The 25096-nt window shown below is 55.4% G+C and carries 16 protein-coding genes; 8 read left to right on the top strand and 8 right to left on the bottom strand.

Going from position 1 to position 25096, the window contains the following annotated elements; genetic code table 11:
- The first annotated feature begins 245 nt into the window (after positions 1 to 245).
- Entirely contained in the window at positions 246 to 1709 is a 1464-nt protein-coding gene (locus H5P30_RS12890) for a sulfatase (RefSeq protein ID WP_185693338.1), read from the top strand.
- A 486-nt stretch (positions 1710 to 2195) separates the two neighbouring features.
- On the opposite strand, the gene H5P30_RS12885 is transcribed toward H5P30_RS12890, so the two are convergent.
- Positions 2196 to 3233, bottom strand: a complete 1038-nt coding sequence (locus H5P30_RS12885) for a GntR family transcriptional regulator (protein ID WP_185693337.1) — start codon at positions 3231 to 3233, stop codon at positions 2196 to 2198.
- A gap of 121 nt (positions 3234 to 3354) precedes the next feature.
- Here H5P30_RS12885 and H5P30_RS12880 point away from each other — a divergent pair, with 121 nt between their 5' ends.
- The 5 genes from H5P30_RS12880 to H5P30_RS12860 all read left to right on the top strand — a co-directional run bounded on the left by H5P30_RS12880 (position 3355) and on the right by H5P30_RS12860 (position 10540).
- Complete coding sequence (locus H5P30_RS12880; protein WP_185693336.1) at positions 3355 to 6078, top strand: DUF5107 domain-containing protein; 2724 nt, start codon at positions 3355 to 3357, stop codon at positions 6076 to 6078.
- A 98-nt stretch (positions 6079 to 6176) separates the two neighbouring features.
- Entirely contained in the window at positions 6177 to 6635 is a 459-nt protein-coding gene (locus tag H5P30_RS12875) for a hypothetical protein (protein WP_185693335.1), read from the top strand.
- Between the two features lie 149 nt (positions 6636 to 6784).
- Entirely contained in the window at positions 6785 to 7000 is a 216-nt protein-coding gene (locus H5P30_RS12870) for a hypothetical protein (protein WP_185693334.1), read from the top strand.
- A 360-nt stretch (positions 7001 to 7360) separates the two neighbouring features.
- Positions 7361 to 7561 (top strand): hypothetical protein, encoded by a 201-nt coding sequence (locus H5P30_RS12865; protein WP_185693333.1) that lies wholly within the window; start codon positions 7361 to 7363, stop codon positions 7559 to 7561.
- A gap of 105 nt (positions 7562 to 7666) precedes the next feature.
- Entirely contained in the window at positions 7667 to 10540 is a 2874-nt protein-coding gene (locus H5P30_RS12860) for a hypothetical protein (protein ID WP_185693332.1), read from the top strand.
- Positions 10541 to 10765: 225 nt separating this feature from the next.
- On the opposite strand, the gene H5P30_RS12855 is transcribed toward H5P30_RS12860, so the two are convergent.
- The 3 genes from H5P30_RS12855 to H5P30_RS12845 form a co-directional block, all read right to left on the bottom strand.
- Positions 10766 to 11923, bottom strand: coding sequence for an ATP-binding protein (locus H5P30_RS12855; RefSeq protein WP_185693331.1), 1158 nt, complete (start codon positions 11921 to 11923; stop codon positions 10766 to 10768).
- Between the two features lie 182 nt (positions 11924 to 12105).
- Entirely contained in the window at positions 12106 to 13107 is a 1002-nt protein-coding gene (locus H5P30_RS12850; protein WP_185693330.1) for a hypothetical protein, read from the bottom strand.
- Between the two features lie 62 nt (positions 13108 to 13169).
- Complete coding sequence (locus H5P30_RS12845) at positions 13170 to 15251, bottom strand: heparinase II/III domain-containing protein (protein ID WP_185693329.1); 2082 nt, start codon at positions 15249 to 15251, stop codon at positions 13170 to 13172.
- Between the two features lie 85 nt (positions 15252 to 15336).
- Here H5P30_RS12845 and H5P30_RS12840 point away from each other — a divergent pair, with 85 nt between their 5' ends.
- Entirely contained in the window at positions 15337 to 16449 is a 1113-nt protein-coding gene (locus H5P30_RS12840; protein ID WP_185693328.1) for a LacI family DNA-binding transcriptional regulator, read from the top strand.
- Between the two features lie 76 nt (positions 16450 to 16525).
- On the opposite strand, the gene H5P30_RS12835 is transcribed toward H5P30_RS12840, so the two are convergent.
- The 3 genes from H5P30_RS12835 to H5P30_RS12825 all read right to left on the bottom strand — a co-directional run bounded on the left by H5P30_RS12835 (position 16526) and on the right by H5P30_RS12825 (position 21577).
- Positions 16526 to 17287, bottom strand: coding sequence for a hypothetical protein (locus tag H5P30_RS12835; RefSeq protein WP_185693327.1), 762 nt, complete (start codon positions 17285 to 17287; stop codon positions 16526 to 16528).
- 28 nt (positions 17288 to 17315) lie between these two features.
- Positions 17316 to 20591 carry a hypothetical protein gene (locus H5P30_RS12830; protein ID WP_185693326.1) on the bottom strand — a complete coding sequence of 1092 codons (3276 nt, stop codon included), beginning with the start codon at positions 20589 to 20591 and terminating at the stop codon, positions 17316 to 17318.
- Between the two features lie 140 nt (positions 20592 to 20731).
- Positions 20732 to 21577 (bottom strand): hypothetical protein, encoded by an 846-nt coding sequence (locus H5P30_RS12825; protein WP_185693325.1) that lies wholly within the window; start codon positions 21575 to 21577, stop codon positions 20732 to 20734.
- Positions 21578 to 21749: 172 nt separating this feature from the next.
- On the opposite strand from H5P30_RS12825, the gene H5P30_RS12820 reads away from it, so the two are divergent.
- Positions 21750 to 22814, top strand: coding sequence for a LacI family DNA-binding transcriptional regulator (locus H5P30_RS12820; protein ID WP_185693324.1), 1065 nt, complete (start codon positions 21750 to 21752; stop codon positions 22812 to 22814).
- Between the two features lie 44 nt (positions 22815 to 22858).
- Here H5P30_RS12820 and H5P30_RS12815 read toward each other — a convergent pair whose 3' ends face one another.
- The gene (locus H5P30_RS12815) at positions 22859 to 25057 is read right to left on the bottom strand and encodes an endo-1,3-alpha-glucanase family glycosylhydrolase (RefSeq protein WP_185693323.1); all 2199 of its coding nucleotides are present in this window, start codon (positions 25055 to 25057) and stop codon (positions 22859 to 22861) included.
- Positions 25058 to 25096: the final 39 nt, after the last annotated feature.

Below are 25096 nucleotides of genomic sequence, written 5' to 3'. Positions count from 1 at the left end.
CCTTGAGAGATTCCAGCACCCTCAAAAATCAATAGGCCTGGATTGACGACAACTCGACCTCCCGCATCAGAAGTCACAGGAATCCTCAACCAAACGCATCCATATCGGGGCACCAAGTCTTAGCCTGCTTTGAATCATTAGAATTGAGGCAGTCCGTCAAAGTAAATGCTCATAACCTTGTCACAAAGGGTTTAGGATATGGTTTAGGATTGATCGCCCCCTCTCCACAGCATCATCCTTAGATGATGAAACGATGCATTATGGTAATGTTCGATTCGCTGAATCGACACATGCTCCCCCCTTACAATCCAAATACCAATGTTCAGGCGCCAAATTTTCAACGACTCGCTGAGCACTCGACGACTTTTGACACCAGCTATGTCTGTTCGATGCCCTGTATGCCGGCCCGCCGGGACTTTCATACGGGACGTCCTAATTTTCTGCATTGCAACTGGGGACCAATAGAGCCTTTCGATGATTCGGTGCCTGCAATGCTGAGGGACTCGGGGGTCTATTCGCACCTCTGCACGGACCACTATCATTACTTTGAAGAAGGTGGAGCGACCTACCATACGAAGTATTCCAGCTGGGAGGTTTTCCGCGGACAGGAAGGCGACCCGTGGAAAGGAATGGTCAAGGAACCAGAGATCCCCAAGAACATTAACGGAAAAGGTCGTCGTGCAGATTGGGTAAATCGGGCACAACTCCACTGCGACGCAGACTACCCTCAGTCGAAGACATTTGAAGCGGGGTTGGAGTTCATTGAGCAAAACAATACGGAAGACAACTGGTTCGTACAAATCGAATGCTTCGACCCCCATGAGCCATTCACAGTCGATCCTGAGTGGCAGAAAAAATATCCCTCACCGGACATTGACGGTGCATTGTTCGACTGGCCCGACTATGCGGATGTTACGGAATCGCCAGAGGAAGCTCAGGTCGCGAAAAACAATTACTCAGCCCTCGTTTCCAAATGCGATGCCAGCCTAGGCAAAATACTGGATGCCATGGATCGCCATGACATGTGGAAAGACACGCTGTTGATTGTCTGGACCGACCACGGCTACTTGCTGGGTGAACATGGTAAGTGGGCGAAAAACTGGCCAATCACTTGGGAGGAAATTGCGCATACCCCATTCTTTATTGCCGACCCACGTCGCCCAGATACTGCGGGTAAACGACGCTCGTCTCTCGTGCAACCATCCATCGATTTAGGCCCAACATTGCTGGGATATTTTGGATTGGATTCGACACCTGACATGACGGGGAAGGATTTGGCAGGTGCGATTGAAAACGACACACCCGTCCGGGATGCCGGAATTTTTGGTTATCATGGCCAGCGTATGAATATAACGGACGGGCGTTACGTCTATTACTCAGCCCTTGAGGAAACCGGAGATATTTATCTATATACTTTGCTCCCTCTCACCATGAGGGGCGCTAAGCCAAACCTCGAGACGGCGACCCTCGCCAAACCATTCTCCTTCACCAAGGGCATGAATACGCTAAAGATTGGACAAACCAATATTGAGCAAGGCGATTCCTTTGGAAGGAAAGGATACCTCTATGATGTGCAGGAAGATCCTACTCAATCTACTCCGTTAGATGACCCTGAGGTGGTTGAACGTTTGAGTCAGCTTATGGCGAAACTCATGCGCGAATGTGACGCCCCGGCTGAGCAGCTTGCCCGTGTTGGATGCAACGGCTAATACCGAATTTAGTGCAAGAAACGCCTCCCTATTCTTTGCGAGGATCGCGGTCCATAGTTTGGGTCGATTAAAATTCGGCGAAAAACGAAAGGCACTCTGTCTTTGCAAGGTTTAAGGGGAAGCAAACCAAGGGATTTCTCATGATTGCAATTCTCGAATGGTGGCGACGCCAATATAATCCCCTCCGTATGTCGGACAGGATCTGGACCTGCTGATTGATACGAGTCGCAGTGGGTTCATTGATGAATACGTCACATACCCAAGCAAGTGATTACACCGCGGATCTATCCAACAAGCAGAATGATATAAATGGTCCCGGGTTACCCTCCCGGCTTCAAAGGATCCGATGAAGCCCCGTTGGCATTGCCAATCAGAAAAGGTCACGAGCCTCCCAATCAGGTTTCTAATTGGGATGTCATCTATACCTCAAAACCTAACCTCATGAGTGAAAATTCATCACGGTGAACATTGAATCTTCTTTGAAAATCATGAAACCGAAATATTTCCACTACTCTCCCGCCAGACCAGATCATATCCGACTCGCAACCGCTCGACCTGGGATGGGTCAGCTCGATACAGAAACTGCACCGCCCTCTTTCCCGCTTCCTCTCCACGGAGGTTCACACTCGACAGGGGAGGATTTATCAGGTCACTAAAATCCCTTCCCCCAAAGCCGACGACGCTAAGGGCCTCCGGCACTCGTACCCCTACTTCCCTGGCCGCTCGAATCGCCTGAACAGCCAAGCCGTTGTCAAATCCAATGATGGCGGTCGGCCGCTTGGATTGCCGCAGAATATCCTGACAAATTTCATATGCCAAAGTGACATCATAATTGGTGCAATAGTCCGGCCAAGCCGCGAAATCGATTCCCACCTCCTCGGCAGCCCGAGCCATGCCTCTCTTCTTCAGTCGATCCGAGTGCTCGAAATGTCCACTCAGGAGAGCAATACTACGATGCCCTTGCCGAATAAGCCCCTCCGCCAAAGCAAAGGCAGCCTCTTCGATTTGATCGACAATGGTCGGGCCACTGAGGTCGGATTCCATCGCCAAGCAGAAAGGGATCCGGTTGCGGCGCAATACGCTGAGATCACCGTCAACCAGCAGTCGGGGTAATACGACCACCCCCGCCAGAGAGTGAAGAAACTCGGACGTCCACTCGCCAGGAGTTCGACTCGTAATGAGGAGATCGGTTCCTTGCTCTGCCACCGCTATTTGCATCCCACGGAGAAGTTCCGAATTGTGAAAATTGCTCACCTTCCACGGCTCCCGCAGCAAAAACGCGACAGGCTTCGACGAACGATCCTCCAACCGCCTCGGAAAGGTTCCCTTCCCTTTCACCCGATCGATCAAGTGGCGGCGCTCCAAGTCGCTCAACGCCTCCCGCACCGTCCCTCGACTGACACCAAGCCGACGCTGCAGCTCTGTTTCACTGGGCAATGCTTGCGACAGATCCAGATCCGGAGAAGCCAGTTTTTGCTCTAAAGCGGCAATCACCTTTGCTTTCTGAGAATTCGATTCACGCATTTCCCCCATTCACTTGTTCATACAACTTTTCTCATCGGAATCCGATTCAATTCTAACAATTCCCGAATTTAGGTCAAAATCTACCTGTAGCTTACCAGACCTGTTCAAACATCTTCAGCCTATGAATTCCACCTCTGTCCGAGTCCTTCGTCGTGCCATCCCGACCTACCCTCAGGCGGAAGCCGAGGAGCTCCCCATGTTCGCGGAAAACCGAGTGCATCAACGTACCAGTGGGCGTCCCTACCCTAACCGGGTCGTCCTGAAAACTCTACGCGCGGAGAAGGTCGACCGGGAATACGAGATTATCTGTCTCGAAAACGAGTTTCTCAAAATCGAGATTCTTCCGGAGATCGGAGGACGCATCTTCTCCGCTCTTGATAAAACCACGGGCTACGACTTTTTCTACAAGCAAAGTGTCATCAAACCCGCGCTCATTGGCGCTCTGGGAAATTGGATCTCGGGGGGAGTCGAGTTTAACTGGCCCTACCATCACCGCCCCTCGACCTTCATGCCGGTAGACTATGAGATCCAGCACGGCGAGGATGGCGCGGTAACCGTCTGGCTCTCCGAACACGACCCCATCGAAAGGATGAAAGGAATGGTCGGAATCCGACTGGCACCCGGCGAAGCCATCTTCGAAACTCGCGTTCAAGTATGCAACCGAACCCCTCTCACACGCTCTTTCCTCTGGTGGGAGAACGCCGCGGTGCCGGTCAACGAAAACTACCAGATCTTCTTCCCTAAGGATGTCTCCTATGTGAACTTTCACTACCACCGCTCCGTTGGCACCTGGCCGAAGAACTCTGGCACCTATAACGGCATCCGCCTCGGTGAAGATATCGACATCCAGCAGCACGCCAACACCAAGAGCCCGACCTCCTACTTCTCGGCCGCCTCCCAATATGACTTCTTCGGCGGCTACGACCACGGAAAGGAATGCGGCGTCGTCCACGTAGCCAACCATCACGTTTCGCCCGGTAAGAAGCTTTTTACCTGGGCATACAACCAGCTCTCCCAAACCTGGGAGCGCGCACTGACCGACACGGATGGCGAATATGCGGAGCTTATGGCCGGCAGCTATACCGACAACCAACCCGACTTTGCCTGGCTAAAGCCCTACGAAACGAAGAAGTTCTCCCAGTTCTGGTATCCCATCCATAAGATCGGCGCCCCTACCTACGCGAATACCCAGTGCGCACTCAATCTCGATCAGGAGCATGCACGCCTATCCATTCTGTCGACACGCGCCTTCGAAGGAGCGAATATACGCCTGACCTCTGAGGACAAATGTATCCTCGACATTCAACGCGATCTCAGCCCCGCAGAAGCGCTCGAGTTGAGGATCGAAAAGCCAATCCATCCGGAAGCCCTAAAGATCGAGGTTCTGACAAAGGAGGGAAATCGCATCGCGTTCTACCAGACTACCCCAAAAGTGGCCGAAGAAATTCCGGAACCATGGACCGACCTCCCCGGCCCGTCCTATTTCCACAGTGCTCAAGAGCTCCATCTCGCCGGCACCCATGTGGACCAATATCGCAGCCCTAAAGACCTTCCGGAGGTCTATTGGGAAACCGCCCTCAAACGCGATCCGGATTATGCACCGGCCCTCATTGACCTCGGAGCCTTGCGCTATAAACAAGGATGCTTCCGCGAAGCCCGAGAACAACTGGAACACGCACGCGATGTGCTCACTCGACACAACGGCAATCCATGCAACGGACAGATCTTCTACACCTTAGGGCTTGTACTGAAGGCCCTAGGCGAAACCGACTCAGCCTACGACACCTTCTACAAAGCGAGTTGGGATGAAGCCATGCGCTCCAAAGCGCTGACTCAGATCTCTAGTATCGACGGCATCCGCTGCGAATATGATCGCATGCTTGAGCATGCCGAAGCCGCCCTCGATCATGCCTCAGACAACCCTCTGGCCACGTCCTTGACGATTCTAGCCGACCTGAAAACCGGTCGAATCAAACGTGCACGACAGCGCATAGACATAGCGCTTCAGAAGGATCCGCTTCACTGGATGGTCCGCTACCTACGCACGCTCGCCGAAGGCGATGACGTAACAACATTCGTCAACACCCTGAAAAGTTCGCCCTCGCAAACCTCACTGGATCTGGCCTTTGAACTCCTTGGAGCTGGTTTCCTTAACGAAGCAAAAGATCTTCTGGAAGCCCTGCCCGAAGGAGCTGACCCAATGGTATACTACACCGTTGCCGGAATCGAGCTGGAGCTCGGTAAAAACCGAGCCGCGGAGAGTGCCATCGCTCGCGGGGAAGCGGTCAACGATCCACAAACCTACCCTTTCCGCCTGGAAGAAATGGCGATATTGGAAGCCGTCATTGGGCACAATCCTCAGCAGACCGCAAAAGCCCAATACTACTTGGGATGCCTTCTGTATGATAAGTGCCGCTACGACGAAGCGGCCTTCCACTGGGAACAGTCGAAGTCACTCAATGACGGCTTTGCTCCGATCCATCGAAATCTGGCCGTCGCCTACTTCAGCCATCTCGACCGAAAGCTGGAGGTTCTCCCCTTATTGCACAAGGCCTTGGCCTGTGCCCCCGGAGACGAGCAGCTAACCTACGAAATCGCCTACGTCATGACCAAGTTGGGGCTCCCACCGTCCGAGCGCCTACAGTTTCTCAAGAGTCACGTCGACCCAACCAAGACGATCCGGGACGATCTGATTCTCGAATGGGCCCGCGCTCACAACCAAGCTGTCGACCCTCAGGGTGCCCTCGCTCTGCTCAACGTTTATAACTTCGTTCCCTGTGAAGGGGGAGAGCACGCTGTTGTGGAACAATACATGTTCTCTCACCACATGATGGGACGGATTTAGATTCGAAAGGGCAACTATGTCGCAGCCCTGCAACATTTTCGGGACGCCCAAGACCTGCCACAGAGCGTGAAAACCGGCCTCTGGAGTGAAACTTGGCGGTGCCACATCAGATTTTCGAAGCACAATGCCTCGAAGCCTTGGATCGCCGCGAGGAAGCACTCCCCTTCTACCAAGACATTCTCAAGCTCGAGATCGATTACTTCTCGAACATGCACCTCCCCGAACTTCCCGTTTACCAAGCCCGAGCCCTGCAAGCGCTGGGACAATCCGCCCGTGCCGAGCGAATACTACGCAATTGCCTTCGAGACTGGAACCAATCCCTGCAGGAGCAAAGTGCCGGATTCTTTGGGACAACGCCCTTCTTCATCTCCTACGTAGAACAGGAAAGTGAGGCCCGCACGGCTCATTTTAAATACCTCACTGGCAAAGCAAAATGGGCGCTTGGGGACACCGAGGGAGCTCAAAAAGATCTGGAAGTCAGCCAGAGCTTTGACCCGGGGAAGCTTCACGCCTGGATCGATCTCCAAGAGCTTCAAGAAAACTTGCACAGCAACTAACCGCGCCTTTCGAGATCCTCAGATCTCCCAACCGCCCCATCCAAACTCAAAAGACATGGCACAAAAATTCCTCATCAAGCGACAAAAGATGGCCCTCATAGGCCTTCTCTCCACAATGTTCAGCCTAAGCGCAAACGCAGCTCCGCCCCATGACCACTGAAAGTACCGAAACCCTGAAGATCTTACGCGATATTCAATACAGCGAAATCGCTGGCGAAAAAGCCTACGGGAACTTGTTTCTTTATGAAGGCAGTAAAGAACGCGGACACAACATCTGGCGCAACGGCAAGGCCGAGCCGGATCTGCATGAGAAACTCGAAAATCAAATCATTGCCTTCCTCAGTTCATTCTACGCGAAGAAATAGGGCTGAGGATAAACCCGAATGGCAGGTAGATTAGGCCGAGTTGCGAGGCTTGGTTGCAGAGAATAAGACTGGGTCGGACCTCCTCCACCAGCTGTCGCTGGTCCCCCTCCCCTGCATGCAGGAGAGGAGTCTAAATCAAAAATACAATTCCCCTCCTACTCGTAGGAGGGGGGGATCCCGCGGACGCGGGATGGGGAGGTTCCGCAGTTCGGATTGGTCCTTAATCTAGTGCTTGTCCGGCACCCGAATCAAGATCCCCGGTCAACGCCCATATTTATTAAGTCATCGCAGAAGTCGGTTAATCGTCGAAGCGTGCCACCGCCAGCAACATCTCCACACTAAGAGTCGTTATCCACTGAAATGAATACCAAACCATCTATTCCTGAATTTTCAAAATTCCCCACCGTCGGAACGCTCAAGCCCAAACGAAGCACCGAGATTGCCTCATCCCGCATCGGCGTGATGAATACCCAGGCCTGTGAACACTCTTATCCGCCCTTGATCAGTATCACACTCGGCGCTCAGGAAATCGGCAGGGTTGCCTTTGAGCTTCTTGACTGAAGAATGCGCAATCCATCGGCTCCGACACGGCATGCGACCATTCCCACTCGATTGGTCGAACGTCAATCCTGCCCCCCAGTCAAATAACTCTGCCCCAACACAACCATGCACATCCTGATTCAATCTCTTCTAGGTTCCGCAATGATTCTAGGCGTTAGCACCATCGCGGCGACCTCTTCACCCTATGCGCACTTGAATGCGCAGGAAGATGGCGGTCCTGCCGTCTACGGTGACAACACTTTCACACTCAAAGGCGATTCCCTTGTTTCTGAATCCCTTTCCCTGAGATATCCCGTCGCCCAGCAAGCCCGGATTTATACGCTCGGCGGCTCCGTCCGGGGGGCCGGCATGCTGGCCGAACTGCAACCGGATGCGGACGGGACGGTCCGCGTAGTCGTTGCACGCCAAACCAATATCTCCAACCAGGAAAACGAGCCCTATACGCCGATCGCCCTCGCCCGCCTGATCGCACCGGATGGCTCCCTCGCCGACTACGCCGAATTCACGGATCAGCCGGATTCCATCAGCGTGCGGGAACTCACCGCAAAGGATGCCGCGCCCGGCATTTGGCGTGTCTCCTTTTCCGGCGGGCGCAGTAACGATTTGATCGAGTTCCGTCTCCCCGAAACGGAGATCTGGGGGGTTCGGGGGGAGATGTCCCTCGGCACGACCGACAGCACCCCCGGCGTCTCCGGGAAAGCCTTCATTTGGACACCTCCTTCGGCCTTCCTGATGATGGTGGGAATCGACCGGGGAAACACCCGGGGAGCCCGGATCCTGAACCTACGGGGGGACACCTTAGCCGAAGTGGAATCGGATCCGACAAGACGCGCCGGACGCTTGATCCCCCGTCCCACGCCCACAGGGGAAGTGCTTCAGCTCACGCTCCCCGAAGAGTTCAACGGGGTCTTGACTGTGGAGGGCGTCCCCGGTCTGCTCTGCCCTTCGCCGGAGGCCGCCGCGAGGCTCAGGGGCGGCATGGTCGAGAGCCTGGGCAAATGGGTCGCCGGACCACTCCAAGCGCGCGCCCGGGAACTGGCGGCGGAAATCGCATCCGGCTTGGACCGTGATGTATCCTTTGAATTTCCCCAAACGATACCCGACGACTTGACGAATCTGCCCTATCATGTCCTCGGCTTCGGCAAGTATGGTGCCTTGAACACCATCGATTTCAAGGTGAAGCAACAGAACCGGTATTTGGATCCGATGGATCTCAATTTCGGCAGCACCCGGGATACTCCTCGCGAAGCGCCAAGTTCGGAAGAGGACTTTCGCCCCATCGGAGGGGCAACGAACTTCGATCCCGCTGCCTTCGCCGGAGCCGTCACTTTCGATTCTCCCCTCAATCCGGCCTACCACAGTCGGGAATTAACCAAACGAGCCGCACTCGGCTCTTTAGTAAACATCAGCAACCTGCAGGGAGACGATCTCATGCGGGAGGGGTCGCTACTGAAGAGCGTCTATCCCATCACTCATATTTTCTTTGCTTACGGAGGTTCGTTCGCGGAGCCCTTCCTCGAACTCCAGCCGCTGCTCGATGAGGAGGTGCGCGAAGTCTGGCGCCAAGGCTTGATTGCCTTGGGTGATAAGATCGCCGACTATCAGGCGTACCAATCCAACCAATGGTCGCACATGCTGCTCGCGCACTTGGATACGTATCTGGCGACTGGCGAAAAGCGCTTCCTGGGATACTTCGAGCGGCAGGCACGTGCCTACTATGGCAATACCTATGGTCCGAATTCCAAATTCGGCATCCATCCGACGGGCTATTACCTGGAAAATTACGGCCCCGACGGCAATTACGACAAGCTCAACTCCTTCTGTGTCGCCATCTCCTATTACAAATACCGCGAACTCCCGGACGCCGATCCGGAACTGCTCGCCCTGATCGAGGACGCGATCCAACGCAACCTCCGCTTCAATAGCTTTTTCTGGCTGCCACAACCGGATGGCAGTCTTGCCGGTCCGAATCATATGAACGCACGAAAATCGGCCTACATTGGAGACTTGGGCTACCCCGGCACCTTGATGACAAAGTCCGATTTTCCACTCTCCGCGGCTCGTTTCGCCCTGACTCCGGCCCCTGAACGAGGCCTCGGCATTGCGGGCACATTTTCATTCGCCGCCAACCGGGAAGGCTGGATCCGCCAATCCATTGAAAACGGACTCGAAAAGGGTGCCGATGGCTATGACGCCGGTGGTGGCACCTGGGTGTCCGGCATTGTCAAATGCTACACCCAGCCCAAGATCGTCGAACCGGACCGACTCCCCTACGAAGAGGACGGCGCAACCTGGGCACTCCCCGGTTTGCTGGCATGGAATCAAAACGGCATCTACGGTATGGTTTTTAGTGACGTGGCCGGCACCAAGGTCAAGAACCACAACAGTATCACCGGGGGCGCACCGTCCGCACTCTGGACCCCCGGCACCGGAACATTCCTCAGTTCCGTTATTCCGTCCGGGGATCCGACGTCGAAACATCAAACGAAACCCGAGGATCTAACCTTTGCCGCCATCTACGGGACCACTCCATCCGGAGACTTCTTCCATTCCGGAAAAGAACGGGCATCGACGGAGAGCAACGCGCAAAACAATGTGCATACCATCACCTCCGAAGTGAAATCGCCGAAAGGCACCCTCACTTGGCGATACGATTATTCGGAATCACCGCTTAAAATCGGCGTCCGCTTCAAAGCTCACGAACCGGTTCAGGAATGCTATGTCAACCTGCCGCTGTATCGCAATATGGACAGCACCCGGATTCAGATCGCGAGCCCGGGAGGCGCTGTGTTCACGACAGATACCGGCTGCGTCCGAATCAACTGGGCCGCAGGAAAACCCGGCGAGTTGGCCACCTCCGCAAGAAAAGAAATCGAGCGCCTGGTCATCCCCATCGGCAGCGATGGGGAATGGACTTGGATCTCGTTCAAACCCGTCAGCTACAACGAAATCATACGCCACACGCTTTCGAAAAAATGATGAGAAAATCGCGAATCAGAGAACAGGACACCCCTATGATCCGGGTTTGATTTGAAAGATCTCTATCGCAAAAATGATGGCCTGGTTCACCGAAATCTCCGGGAATTTTATGGTCAGCACATCGTCAGTTATACAGACCGGGTAATCACGCACAACTGCTCGGTGATGATCGCCGGATTTTTTCCAAATATCGAGTTTTGATTCCTTATTACGGCGAACCGCAGGTCACGGAGAATCGGCTTGGATCTGATCGATCAAAGAAGCGAAATGACGGATTCCGCAGACTCGGATCTGCTTGTCGCCGAAACGGCGCAGCAAACCCGCCTCATTCCCGCCAGTCATCAGAATCGTCTCGCCATCGGGATAGTTGGCCCGAAAAGCGTCGAGATTACGGGTGTCGAACGCTCTTTCACTCCACTTGCATTCGATCGCGACGACGTTGCCGGGGGACAGCGGGAGCACGAAATCGATTTCCCTCCCCTGCTTATCCCTCCAGAAGTGGACCTCGCGGAGGGTCGGGGATGCCGCCAATTCATCGAGGACCAAATGCTCAAGCAGCCCTCCGCAATCCTCCGGTCGCAAAGTTTCCCATCCCCGCTGGTGAGCCACGAATCCCGTATCAAAGGCATAGATCTTCGGCTGGGCGAGGAGTTCCCTTCGTCCTCCCGCGTGATACGGGCGGAGCGTTCGCGCGAAATGAGTCGCCTCAAGGATGTCGAGATAACTCATCACCGTCGGTCGGCTGAGGCCTGTATGCTTCGCAAAGGAAGTTATCTGCGCCAACCCTCCGCTTTGTCGCAGAACGAGTGCGCAGAGCCGGAGAAATCCACCGCGTTTGCCGACATTGAAGAGTTCCTGGATATCGCGTGCGAAATACGAATCGAGCCATTCGGAATAGAACTCGAGGTCGACCTCGTCCGACAACAACGCGGGGGGGAGGCCGCCGCGCTGGAGTCGGTAGGTCAGATCCGGGATGCCGAACCGATCCATCTCCGATGCGAGGACCGGCAGGAGATGGACGGAACGCTTGCGCCCCGTCAGGGTATCCGAAAATTTGCGACTGGCCGTAAGGGTTGACGAACCTGTGGCCAGAACTTTCAAATGCGGAAACTCATCGGCGGCAATTTTCAGGATTTCGGCGGGATCGGCGGTGCGATGAATCTCATCAAAGATCACGATTCCGGAGGGTATTTGCCCAAGAAACAGCTCAGGGTCGGCAAGTTGGTTCCGGACTCGTGGAAGGTCGCAGTTCAGATAGTGTGCACCTCCCCAGTGCCGGGTGAGCGTCGTTTTGCCCACACGGCGTACACCCGTCAGCCAGACCACCGACACCTTTTTCCAAGCCTTTTCGATCCGACCTACCCATTCTGGTCTTTCAATCATGAATATAATATTTACATATGGACGTCTGTGTGCAAATAGTAAATTCCTCGTTTGCCCTGTTTCAATATTATAAGGTTGGCAGAGTTCAGGGCGGGCTGCGGGTGCGACGAACTTGGGGCATGGAGCTCATTAGAATCAGGGGTTGAAGCTTATTCGGAACTACGAGCAATTCGAGATACTCCTTATCTGTCGCATTCAAAGCGGTAAACGCGTGTCCACTCGGCGGATTCGCCAGGTTCCAGTTCCAGCCGGATGAACTGTTCCGGGCTAATAAATAGTGGTTCGGCATGAATCACCGAATATCCGCTATTGGGCGAGGTCTCCACCTCCACGCTCATGCCCGACGAAGGGTGGCGGACGACCATCTCGTCGGAAGGGCGCCCGGGATCGAAGGGGAAAACGTAGGTTCGCGACACGGGCAACTCCGGCAAGTAGCCGCCGACGATGACCAAGGAATTTCCCTGTCGTTTCATCGGCGGATTCATGGTGACCGCGTAAAAGCCGTAATGGGGTTCCACCACATAGTCCCCAGGCCCACAGTCGCGACCATCGAAGCGGAAGAAATTGTGCGCATAGTTAATCGTCGTGAAAGAACGCTCTCCGGCATTCGTCAGACGATGGTGAATGCGAACTTCGTTGCCGACGACCAAGACTTCCGAATCCAGCGAGTAGGCATAGCCCCGCACATCCCCGCTATCTTGATGAAACCTCGCACGGTCTTCGCCCCACTCGGCCGTCGTGTTCGCGGCTTCGAGCAGTGGGTACTGCGCGTAGAAATCATATGCGTCGCCGTGACGCGCGAGAATCCCCACACCCACTTTCAGGAAGCCCTCCCCCCAGGAGGCTTCCTGGAATCCGGGCGGCGGATTTTCATCGGCCTTGATGTCAAACTCCATGGCCAGCCCACCGTTCTGAGTAATCGGGTTGTGTTCAATCGGGGCATAGAGGAAATCCTGACCGTCCATGCTTACACGCAGGATATTCGCCACCGGCGAAAAGCGCACGCCTTGGTTGTAGCGGTCCGGTGCTTCCGGGTCCATCACCTCCACGGCCAACCGGTCACTGTGCAGCTGCCGCGTGCCGGGAAGCTTGGGCACGTACTGCTGCCGCAAAGTCACAGCCCCGGACACGGGCCAGACGATTGCCAGCAACGCGGAGAAGAGAAAGTAACCGGAAAAGGTCATGTCAGCCAGGTAGACTAATGCTGCGGCGGAAAAGGATTCATCAGAGGGTGGATAATCGTCTGTTAATCAAACATCGACATGGGGTTGGTGGTGGAGGATCCGGATGCCACAGGCGGCCTCCGAAATTGACTGAAAATAGTGATGGCTTCGACGGGCTCGACAGAGTCCACAAGCAAGGTCGTGTGCTCGTGCCGCCACTGGCGGAATTTCATCGTATGGTCGTAATTTTTCTCCTGGGAAACCGTCACCGGCTGGTCCGACTTCACCGTGATCACGGCAGCCGGAGTGTGCACGACATCGAAGTCGGGAGGCGTCCAGGCAGAGCCTTCCGGCAGCTTGCCGATCCAACCTGCGAAACCGATCTCCCCGGCCGGCAGGGAGGCCGTCGTGACGGTGCCTCCCGAAGACTGAATGGAAAGAGACTCCTCGGAAGCCAAATGCCAACGTAGTTTCACATGCTCGGGCTTTTTCGGGACGATCCGGTCGGTCACGCTGATTTCGTCCGCCGTCCAGATGATGTTTCGCTCCCAACTTTGCACCCCGGGATACCCCTGCCCCGCATCGACGGTCACCTCGCCTCCATCTGAATCGAGTCGGATGACGGAGGTGGGTGCGGCGGCTTTTTTCGGATAGATCTCGTCGCCGACTTGAAGCACATTATGTCCGACCACCGAATCGTAACTCTCGCGCTTAAGCGGTTCGTCATAACCGGGCGTGCCCGCTTCAATCAGGAGAGGCTTTCCATGGAGGATAAAATTTACGTGCCCACGATCATGGTGCGAGTGACCGTCGCGCACATCCCCGCCGCGCACCCACACGCCGGAAGCATCGTCAGTCCAACTGCTGCGCCACACGACCCAGCGCGCCCGCTCGTAAGACCCCCAGAGCGGGGGCTCTTTGGCCTCACTGGGCGGGATGCTCCAGGCGAGCAGACTGAAAAAGCCCGGCTGGATCCAGTCGGCGAATTCATTTCGGATGAGCCAAGTCATGTAAGGGTTCGGAACCAGGGCGTTCACACGCACCAGACGGGGCGTGAAAACGTGGTAGATCCCGCGGGAGCCGCCGTAACCATCGAAGCAGTTGATGATACTCTCGCCGGGCTGAAAGGACTGCACGTACCAGAGTGGGAAATTCTTCAAGAACGCGGCGTCGGATAGACGAGTGTCGCCCGCGTCCCGGGCGGCGATAGCAGCCATGGCGTAATACGGCACCGTCCAATAGGCGGCATACACGATACCTTCGGAAACCGAACCATCGGGGCCGAGCGAGTTCTTTGTCTTGAGCAGGCTGTCGATGCCCAGCCGGTAGGCTTCCGGATAGCTGTCTTTACCTGCGGCCACGCTAGCGGCGACCAGCCCTGACGCCGGAACGACCCATTGATTCGAACCCACGGCCTGCTTGCGCACGTACCAGGGACGTTCGTCGGCCCAATCCTTTACAATGAAGCCGATCTCACGATCCAGCAAGGCACGCACCGCAGCTTGAGTGGACTCCGGCAAAGAATCCGGAGGTAACACATCGAGCGTTTGGCAAAGGGCGAGAAGCCCCTGCCCCGTCGCCAGCCAGACACCGTCACCGCCAGCGGGCAATACACTGCTGGGCTTGAGCAGCGTCCAACCCGGCCGTTGCAAAGGCTCCCAGGTACATAATTCATCGATCTGGGCAATGACGTAGTCAAGAAATGACTTATCGCCCGTCAGGCGATAGGCACTGGCGACCAAAGGCATTTCATCAATGATGATACCCGTTGCCGTGGTGTCCGCCATGGCCAGAGCGAAGATCTCGGCTTTTTCCGGGACGGCGGCCTCCAGATTCCCAGTACGCCCATCGATCGTGCCGAGGCGACGTCCGTCCGGGTTTTTCAGCTCATCCAGCGAACTGGCCCGCTCGACGATTGGCCGCCGGACGATCGCTCGTGCCAACTCAAGCGTGGAATCGATCTTGGCTTGGAGCGTAGGATCCGCCTCGGCTCGTCGCTTGAGTTCATCCATCCGGCTGGCGTAGTAAGACTGCGACGACGAAGCGCCCACTTCTCTCTCCGATGCACAACAATCACTAACCATGGCGATAAAAAATGCGACCCCTGCCACAGCAAGGCAGAGACCGCGGGCAGACATAGAATATACAAAAATCATTTTGTTCATGAATGTGTTCATAAAAATCCAATTCGTCAAGCACACCCACTATGAACAATCCACCCGAGGAAGCAAATAACAGTTGCAACACAGGATGACAGACGACTTCAATATGTTCATGAACAAGAAAAGTCGATCCCCACAACTACGCATGCGTGACATCGCACAGCAGGCCGGGGTGTCACTGGGCACCGTAAGCCGGGTTCTCAACGGCAAAGCCGACGTTAACCCGACCCTCACCCAACGCGTCATGCGGGTTGTCCAGGACAAGGGTTATCAGCCTCGCGTCAATTCAGGCATTACCCACAAGAACGGGCAGCGCTTGGGGCCTATCGGAATGCTCATGGACGAGATCACCTACTCAAAACGCCAGTCGACCTCGTTTCAGACGAGCCTGATCCATGGAGTGGAACGGCGAGTCCGCGAACGGGGCGGACACCTCGTCATCGCCTGCTGCGAGGAAGACGCCCGGAGTGGCGTACTTCCTGCAATGATTGAGGATAATCTGGTCAAATCCGTCATCCTCCGGGTCAACCGCGGCATCCCCGACACCTGGATTCAGGAAGTCGCGCAACGCTTGCCGACCGTCATGCTGATGCATCGCGACCTCCTCCACTCGGTTCCTTCGGTGATGTGCGACAACTACGGAGGGATGGCCCAAGTCCTGAAACACCTCATGGACCTGGGGCACCGCCGTATCGGTTTTTACAGTGAGGACGAAGGCGCACGCACCACACCGATCCATACCGAACGCCTGCTATGCTTTGAGCGCATGCGGGGCGAGTTCGGGCTGTCCACCGATCCCCGGCTGATAAAAGTCCCCCGCCGCAACGCCGCCACTGGCGAAAGCTACGACCAACTGATTGAACGCACGAGCCGCGATTTCCTGGCTATGGACGACCAACGTCCGACCGCCATCGTCTGCGCGGCGGACACCTACGCGCTATGCTTCCAGCGCACTTTGTCCCGGCAAGGCCTTTCACTTCCCCGCGATATGAGCCTGACCGGATTCATGAACACGCCCTACTGCGAAGACGCCACCCCGCCGCTGACCAGCGTTTCACTCAACGAAGAAGAACTCGGTCGCGCTGCAGTGGATCTGCTCGAAGAGCGCATGCGCACCCCCGACTCCATCGTCCGGCACGCCCTGGTGAACACCCAGCTCATCGAACGCCAATCCTGTGCTCCTTTTGTGCCCACCCAATAAACACGCCCGTCACTCATCGCCGTATATTCAGTGAAACCACCGTGACTACACTGTCCGGGAACTGCCTCTCCAACGACTACTGTTTTGGGTTCTCCAATTTCAAGATGCGGAAGGCGTTGGCCTTTTCGGGTTTGTTGTAGATTAGAATCGTCAAGCTATCGTCGGGCTGGACGGAGAGTTGTCTGGCATGGCGTTGCTTCCAGTCTCCATCGTCATCCTGGGCGGCGATTCGGACCACAATCGTAATGCGCTCCGAGGCACCGATTGAGACGATTTTCTGTTCTCCGGGGCCGAGCAGCACTTGCTCTTCATTGAATAGGCAGCCGATCTCGCTTTGAGTCACGTTGTGGAGACAGGCTTCTCCCGGTTTGGTTTTCGAGAGGGAGTTGTCGATCGGATAGATCCTGAAAGTATCGGGACTCGTCGGGTTGGGCATGAACAAGAGCAGCGCTCTTTCGATCGTCTCCGGAACGACAACCGATCCCAAAGGAACACGGCGAACCACTTCTTCGCCCGATTGGATCTCCCGAAAGAAAAACAACGGCCCTTCTCCCTCATAGCGGTAGACGGGCGAGAGACGACTTTCCGCAGCCCGGATCGTTTCGACTTCCTCCCCCCCGGTCGGACTGAATTGAATCGTGGGCGGCACATACTCGACCATGACCATCGAGTCGTAATCCGTCGAAGACGCCTGCGCCCTCAACCTTGCCTCCATATTCGGGTTCGGCCCCCCGGGCCATAGGTAGACCTGAAACGGCAGAACGCGGGAACCTTCCACGGAAAGAATTGAGAACGTCAGGAGCAGCAACCAGATCGGATGAAAACGGGGGGCATTCATTATTAAATCGGCCTATGATAGAATCGCACTAGAGTTCTGCGAGCCAACGAAAGTCGACGAGGACAAAACGCCGACCGAATTCGGCGTTGGCGGGGCCGTTCAAGCTGGCAAGCGGAGTCTCGGGCGAGTCGGCGTCGACATCGACAAACTCCGGCACACGCTGCACGGTGGCCTCACACCACGCCTTGGAGGTGGGTGTATCGGTAATCGGGTCACGGGTTTCCCCATAGGCACGAATCGTAAACGTATCGGAACGGACGTTCAAAACAGGACCCAGCCGAGCCAGTAAGTCCCCCTGCGTCAGCCAGCCCGGAAGGGATTCCGTGCGCCAGCCTTCCTGTGCTTCTTGGGTGAATGCGGGCTCATTGCGCGGCGTCGCCTCGTAAGCCGATTCCGAGAGGGCTTCATTGATGACTGCATCCGCTGGTGCAATGCCAAGCTCGCCGGCATCCACGGTCGAAATCTGATCCGCAGCCGCGATCGCGGAACTCAAAGCCCCCCGCAGACGAAATGCGTCGGCGTCGCCCAATCCCGAGGGTGCGGCAGCGGTTGGATCGCGATTCACAAAGTCGGCCATCGAGGTAAATGGCCGGTCACGTCCCAGTGCCCGCCATTTGACCTGTTTGACAATTTGCCGGGCCAGATTGGCGATCTGCTCTTCGGTCAAAGCACGATAGCCATGGTAGGCGGGCTCGTCCTCCGAGTCATCGTTGGCGGCATCAAAAAGATCGCCCGGGTTGTCATGCACGCGCAGAAACGGCGAAGCATCCGTCGCCGACGACTCGACCTCCACGCCAAAGAAGGCTCCCAAAACAGCACGCCAGGCTTCCTCCGAGGTCGAGTTGATGTTGAACGCGCCATCGATCATGAACTCCGCAGCGGCCTCATCGCCCGTCATCACACTCGTCCGGGTCTCATCCAATGCGACCACGCGCGAATTTCCGGATGTGCGGCTGGTGACATTGGGAAGTGCCGAGAAAAAATAGCCATCCCAAAGAGAGCGGTTGAGCAGATAAGAATGGTCATAGTGGCGCCCCTCGACCATCGCGTATGTTGTAGTCCATGCCGTATCATAGAGGCCGCTATTCCAATCCACAAACAGGGCGTCGAGCGGAATACGTGGATCCGCCTCGCTGTTGCCGACGGCATAGGCGGGCATGCTGTTGTCAAAACGCCACCAGCGCAAGCGGTTGGCTGTGTCATTTTTGTTTTCCGAGTTTGCCGCATCCGCCCGGGAAACATCCGCTCCGGAGTAATACAAGGGTGCATGCATCAATTGCCCGACCCCATGCAGGCGATCCCGGCCCGGAGGTGTCTCAAAAAGCACCGTTTCATCAATCGTGGCGGAATCGACACTCAGGCCATTGCCAATGTTAGTCAGGCCAAAGTCATACTCGTAGCCATTGAGATAACTGGATGCATAGAATGACGGGTTCAGGATGTGGCTGGTTTGAATATTCAAAGGCGTTTCGTTATAGAGGAAAATCGGTATAAGCCCCTGGCTGCCACCCCTTGGATTCTGGTGCGCCAGCCACTGAATCGATTCATCCTCGCCCGCATTACCAAGCGAATCCGTAAAATTACGCACCGATTTCACACCGACCACTCCTTTCGGATTGACCAAAATATCGGTGCTTCCCAACTCCAGTAGAGCCGTTCTTGCGGGGGTCGCCTCTTGAACACCTCCCAGCCAGAAGACTTGCTGCAGTATGTCATCCCCATTCCGCAAGCGGAGGCTCAAAGTAATGGTCCGCCAAGCGGCCAGAACAAATTCATAGTCCTCCGAGTCCGGATCGGCCGGATCATACGGCCGCTCGACATCGGTTTCCAGCGAGTAATAAGCCGTCGGCCGGAAGCCCGGGGCCAGTGGATAATAGCTGTATCCGGTTGTCTGGATATCCATGCTGCCATTCCCCGCAGGAGCACTGAAAACCATGGATTCTCCGGGATTGAGCCTCACACTGCCGAGGTCGAAGTGCATAGCTCCATACACGGCTCCGGCACTGGGGAATTTCTGTGTCGATTGATGGTTGTACTCCTCAGATGCCCCGGTTGAATCCCACAGTGTCAATTTCCATGCATAGAAGGTGCTGTTGTAATGATTATATTCCGGCGATGCTTTTGAGTAATCCCAGAAGTTCCGCCCAATATCGATTTTGAAATCATTACCTGTCAAAGGTCTGTCGTAGGGATTCCACAATGTGATGGCCGGGTAGATCTCCAAATAGACCCGTAGTGTTTGCGCGTCCGTATCCTTCACGTATCTGGGCGCGACATAGAATTGCATCTGCGTCACGACCGGAAAAATACCGGTCTGCACATCCGTCGCCGGGCGGACGTTTGCACTGCCATCCGAATTGACCGCACTCGAACCGGCCTGTGCCCAGCTCTGCAATTGACCCCAGAGCGGCCCACCGGGGTCGGTCAACGAAGGGGCTCCACCGCCAACTGGTTCGAAAATCTGGCCGGAGGGTAAATCGGAGCCATCGAACAGGGCCAATGTTAAATCTTTCTTCAGACCGCCCTCGACCGGATCAGTCAAAAGCCCGTAACCATAGTGGCTTAAATCGTGGCGGTGCGCATCCAAACTCGCGACTTGATCCGGAGTGCTTCCCAGCAATTTCATGGTCTCCGTGGTGACGACTTTCTCGAGTTCGCCCGGGGAAACCGACGAACCGTCCAGCCAATCCAGATCCGTCATCAGGGAGACTTCGACTTTCTGGGCGGATGCGAGCGGCGAGGTCGATGCAGTGGCGCCTTGAAGCAAAGGCAGCTTTGCCTTCACACCTTCGTCTCCAACCCAAAATGCATAGGCCCCCTGCTCGATCAGCACAAGTGGTGCTTGCACGGAATCATCATCGTAAAAAGATGCGCCATTAACGACCTCGTCGACCGGACTGACAAAATCGGCATCAGCAGGTGACAAGCCCTCGTTACCGCTAACCAGCCATGTTTTTAGCTGACCGTTCTCATCCCAAATCCCGGTCCAATATTCCTCCTCGAATTCCTCCCCGCCCCACTCGACAGCCATTGTCTCCGGGTCTGTGTCTAAGATCGAAGCACCGGCCGACACTCGCTGGTCGCGTCCGGCATGCTTCTGCAACTCTCCAAGCGCATTCTGCATCGCCAAAAGAGCGGTCGATCTGGCCTGAAGTTCGTTGGTGGTAATGGCGACCGATTTGCGTTCCACCGATATCAGGGAGCTCAAACTGAGAAGCAGCAAGAGAACAAAAGCCATCAAGCTCAAGGCCACGACTAGCGCAAACCCCGAATCGCACTCACGACGCTGTCGTCTGAAAATCATAGAGGGTGTCCGTTATTGTCAGGCGAGAGGCCGTAATCGTAGAGTATCCAATCGAGCCAGCCAACGTTGACGCCCCTGGAGCGGGATGAAGTTCCAGTAAACATTGGCCGAGGAAACATTCCCCACGCTGGTTTCCGGGTTCAGCGTTTGGAACGGCGAATGAAAATGACCGCAGCCCCACAGAGCACTCCGAAAATCATGGCAGAAGCACTCGGCTCGGGGATGGAGGCAAGACCGATCAATGAGGGGTCAATATTGCTGTTCCCGACGGAACGCAACCCGGTCGCCTGAGATAAATCGCCGGTGGTTCCGCTAAAGTCGGAAAGCTGAAAAGACGCCCCCGCAAAGGATGTGACGGTACCAACTTCCGAATTCACAAAATCACCGCGAATGGTTCTAACGCGATCAAACGAAGTAAGCCCACCTCCAAAACTTGCTGCTGTCAGGGTGATTGTATAATCGCCGATTGCGTTTCCGATGCTGTCGACCAGTTCGAAAGTAACGTCATCGCCAGTCCCCATATCGAAGATAAAGATCCGATCACCCGCAGTGATCGTCCGGTCGAACTGGAAGAATGAATCATCCAAGATGTTTGCCGCACCCTCAAAGTTACTCAAACCGGAGACACCGCCACTGATTTGGTCATACATGTTTTGGCGGTCTGTAGCGTTGGCAGGGTTCAGCCCAGTCGGATCAAACCGCGGTGGTTCCGTCGGGGCATCATTGATCCAGAGCCCAAGAAGCGTGCCGGACGATTGGGAGGAGGAAATGTTAAGATTTGCGGTCGAGCCCGTTAAGTTCGTATACTGGATGCCACCAATCGTCACCGAAGTCAGGTTCCCGTAGGTGCCATTACCCGTTGCTCCGGTGCTTATGGACGCATCGTCGGTATATGCGGTGACGGCTTGGACTGCGGCGAATGAGAGTTGCGGAAGAACCGCGATTCCCAGGGAAGCGACGAGAGACTTTGTCAGTGTGGTTTTCATATGATTATCCTGAGGTTGGTTGAATAATGGATGAGGCAGAAAACTCCCGTAAATAGATGCCGACAGGCACAACTTAGGGAACAGACTTGACTCTAGTTGAATCTCGGGTGTTCTCAACGAGAAGGTTATCGAACCGTTCGATGGATCGCATCCCCCCCGAGCCCCGCTTACCATGGAAAAAGTCACTTTAGCTGTGATCGCAGAGAAAGCAGGCGTTGCAAAATCAACGGTCTGCCTGGCGCTGAGAAATGATCCGCGCGTCAAGAAGCCCCTGCGTCTGCGCATCCGGAAAATGGCCGAAAAATTGGGCTACCAAAGCAATCCGATAGTATCGCAACTGATGTCGGAATTGAGGAAGTCCCAGACGAAGAAATACCAAGCGACATTGGCTTGCATCCAAGTCTCCAGCTTTCATCCCAGCCTGTTGAATCTGGCGGCGAAAGAATGGACCCAAGGGTTCACCGAACGGGCACATTCACAGGGCTATCAAGTGGACAACTTCTGGCTCCATGAGACGAAGCACAGCGTGAGGCAGAACGCCGAACACATCTACAGAGTCATGAAAGCCAGAAACATAAAGGGCATTGTCTTTTATGACATTCGCGACAACAGCGAACTGGTTGAATGTGAAGCACTTTGGGAAAACTTTCCAAGTGTCGTCCTCGGCCCCAGATTAAGAAATCCCGCATTGAACTTCGTGAGCAGCAATCACTTCGAGATGGCGCGGGAAGCCTGCAATAGCATCCTTGAGGCGGGTTACCGGCGAATCGGGATCGTTCTCGACTACTGGGTGGATGCCATCATGCAGCATCAACTCACGGGGGGCTATCTGGTGCATAAGTTGCGCCACCCCGAATGGCCCTCCATACTCTACTTGCCGGAAGAGCCGGAGAAAAACCGAATAAAAGGGAAACAACAATTCAGGGAGTGGATCGAACGTGATCGACCGGATGCCTGTTTATGCATCAACCAGTTCATTCTGGATTGGATCATCGAGATGGGACTCGATGTGCCGGCGAAAATGGGCGTCGCCTTTGTGGATTTAAACGAAGAAACGCGTAAAATTGCCGCAGGCATGAATCAGCAACGAAAGGAAGTCGGCATCAATGCCGCGGACATCCTGATCGGCAAGGTAAACCGAAGGGAATCAGGCATTCCGGCCTACCAATCCGGAACCTCCGTCATGGCCTATTGGGTTCCGGGGCCAAGCATTCGATCGAAGCTCACAGCTTCGTGAGCATTGTCCCGTCCAAGACACGTCAAAAGTCTGCTCGAAGCAAATCAAGGAACGATGACACCGCCATGATACAGCATGTTGCCGTACTCAATCTCCGGAAGAACCGTGTAACGCCCAAGCTCGGATACGATACTTTCCCCCTGACGCATCAAACGGAACTCCGGCGTGAAAGCCTGTCCCGGCTCAAAAGGAACAGTCAAAGATGTCATGCCGGCATCGGCATCCATCGTATGCCACGTTTCGCCAATTCGGATGCCGATTTGTCCGGGTTCCTCAAGGAAAGCAAGCAACTCGATCTCGTTGCGCGTTTCAAAGCCCTGACCATCCTTTCGTAACGTCCACTGCGGCCCCCGGAGGGACTCCACCTCGGAATGGTTGATCCGATGGAAATAGTACAGCGTGTCGCGAACGACTTCCGGCTCCTGCCCGGACTTGAACCACTTCGTATAATAGGCATTCAGGTCGTAAATGGCATATCCGAATGCGGTGGAGGGTGCCTGCGCCTGCTCGGAATAGTCCGACCATGTATGGATGAAGATCCAGTCGGAATCGTTTTCGATGGCCGATTCCCACATATTCCGGAGCGCCCCACTGTTGCAGGCTTCCCAATAACTGCTACCGCGTGTTCGGACGTCCTGGAAAACAGCGGGCGCTACCACCAGTTCCGTGATATCGCGAACCTTGTCCGGCCAGTCGTAGGAAACCGGCGAACGCGGCCCCCAGTCGGACATACCATAAGAAACCGGAGCGTATGCCTGCAAACGTTCCCGGCTCAAGCCATTAAACTGTCCGAGCAGTGCCACCTCGAAACCATGCGATTCCAGACGCCGCATGGCATGCGCCCACCACTCGGGCGTATACAGTTCCGTCCCCCACTTGCTGAACAAGACCCGTCCATCTTCTAGCCGATAGACCTGAGGATGCTGCAGGATCCGGTGGAGCACCGGCGAATCCCCATAGTCGTTTGCCCATTGCTCCTGCAATTCCCAAGTAGGTCCCGGATTTTTTTCAGGGACCCAGCCGGCATAGACGGCGGGTATGATCTTGAACTGCGGATCGACTCTCTTGGCGGCGTCCATCAGTGCGAAGGACCGCCTGTTATACATGCGTTGCCCGGCGGGATTCGAATACACCTCCGGCAAGGCGAAAAAATCCAGCAGGAAGCCGTCGAGCCCCATTTGAATCGCCAGACGCACTTCTTCCTCCATCGCCCGGATCAAAACTTCGTCCGCATCCAGCCCCGGCTCCATGGGCGCACGAGGCAGCGGACGGGCCAGATACTCCGTCCCGGATTCGATTCGCGACTGGGGCGTCTTGGATGGATTGAACGTTTTCAAGGTGTAGTAGCCGAGGCCGGGATCCTCATCATTGTAACCGGAGGTATAAATTTCATAGTAGTAGGCAAAGACCTTCTTCGCCTTCGTCTCTTCCATTTCACGGACGTTGCCGCGCTCAAAGGGAAACCATTCCGCGCGTGAGGCGTCCACCTTACCCGCCATCAAGATATTATCCAGCACCCAGCTGCCCCAAGCATCGTCATCATTCGCATTCGTAACAGTCAGGCTCTGGAAGCGATCCGTCTTGATGACACCCAAATCAAAAGCCCCGCCGACCGTCTCCTTGCGTTTGCGTTCGTCCGTCAAGGCCACGTCAAGGCCACCGCCTTCGCGAAAATTCAATGCAACGTGATACCACACCCCCGGATCCACTGTGGTCAGATCGCGCAGTACTTCTCCAATCGATCCAATTTGCATCCGCCCCGACTGATGGACTGACACAATGACGCCCTTTCCTTCGCAATCGGTCAACTCGACATCAAAACCCAGTGCTTGCGACGGATCGCCCTCAACGCCCAGGCGAAAATCAAAGCCGAGATAAAGCGGACCCTCCGGTGGCGGTGCGAAACGATAGCGAATGCCGCAGCCCTGCCCCGTTCCCGGATCATCCACCTGCATCAGCAAACCTTTTCCGGTGACTTCATTGCCTTTGAAAGGCGACTCGCCCGAGGCCTCCAGTGAAAAGTGAACGGACTCCGGCTCCAAGTCTCCAAATGCTTCCCATGGATAAGGCGGCAACTTCCCGGGAACGTATAGATCGAAACGATCCACCGGCAGTTGCTCGACACTCCGGGCGCGTGGCAAGCCGCATGACGCTATCTCCCCCTCTGCCACCTCGGCTCCACAAGGACCCGATGCGCCAATCAAGGTCAGACAAGACACCGCGATTCTTAACGAGGCAGTCATTTGGATTTTTTTATGATATGTCATTTTTTAGGGTTTTAC

Source organism: Puniceicoccus vermicola, from assembly GCF_014230055.1.
GTDB lineage: Bacteria > Verrucomicrobiota > Verrucomicrobiia > Opitutales > Puniceicoccaceae > Puniceicoccus > Puniceicoccus vermicola.
Note: the sequence above shows the minus strand (reverse complement) of the source record. Positions and strands in the feature narration are given on the sequence as shown.